Consider the following 975-nt stretch of genomic DNA (forward strand, 5'->3'; position numbering starts at 1 on the left):
ACGCAGCCTGAAAAGCCGAAGGGGCGCAAAAAAACGCTGACGCCGCCGCCGGTCAAAGAGGCTGCGCTGGCGCGTGGACTGCCGGTGCTGCAGCCTGCGCGGATGCGCAGCCCGGAAGCGATCGCGGCGGTCGCCGAGCTGCAGCCTGAGCTGATCGTCACGGCCGCGTATGGCCAGATCCTGCCCAAGGAGGTGCTGCAGCTCCCTCGATTGGGCTGTATTAATGTACACGGCTCGCTGCTGCCTAAATATCGCGGCGGTGCGCCCATCCAGCGGGCGATTATCAACGGCGAGACGGTGACCGGCGTCACGATCATGTATATGGCGGAGGGACTCGATACCGGCGATATGATCAGCCGCGTCGAGGTGCCGATCGAGAAGGCCGACACCTCCGGCGATCTGTTCGGCAAGCTGAGCGAGGCGGGGGCAGAGCTGCTGCTGCAGACGCTGCCGTCGATCATCGACGGCAGCGCCGTCGCGGCGCCGCAGGACGATGCGGCAGCGACCTATGCGCCCAATCTGAGCCGCGAAGACGAACGGATCGACTGGAGCCGCCCGGCTGAGGCGCTGTACAACCAGGTGCGGGGGCTGGCGCCGATGGCGGGAGCTTTCACGTACCTGGACGGCGAGGTGTTCAAGATCTGGGCATGCGAGGCGGAGCCGGACGGCGGCTCGGTCGGTGTCGAGCCGGGTACGGTGCTGAAGGCCGATAATGCTCTGCTCGTCCAGACGGGCAGCGGCGCACTGCGGCTGCTGACGATCCAGCCCGCCGGCAAGCGGGCGATGGACGCCGCAGCCTGGCTGCAGGGTGCGCGTCTGCCGGCGGGCACGCGTCTGGGCGGTGAGCCGCAATGACGGACAGACGCCGCAAGTCCGCCACAGCCCGCTCGTTAGCGCTCGATACGCTGGTCAAGATTGCCGGCCGCCAGGCCTACAGCAATCTGCAGCTGAACAAGGCGCTGCAGGAGGCGGAGC

General features: G+C 67.5%; 1 protein-coding gene. It reads left to right on the plus strand.

The features are described 5' to 3' along the window. A partial coding sequence (gene fmt / locus PA598K_RS00745; protein ID WP_128655007.1) for a methionyl-tRNA formyltransferase occupies window positions 1–855 on the plus strand: 855 nt, incomplete at its 5' end. Window positions 856–975 lie beyond the last annotated feature (120 nt).

The sequence above is a fragment of the Paenibacillus sp. 598K genome, from assembly GCF_003851045.1.
Taxonomy (GTDB): Bacteria; Bacillota; Bacilli; order Paenibacillales; family Paenibacillaceae; genus Paenibacillus_D.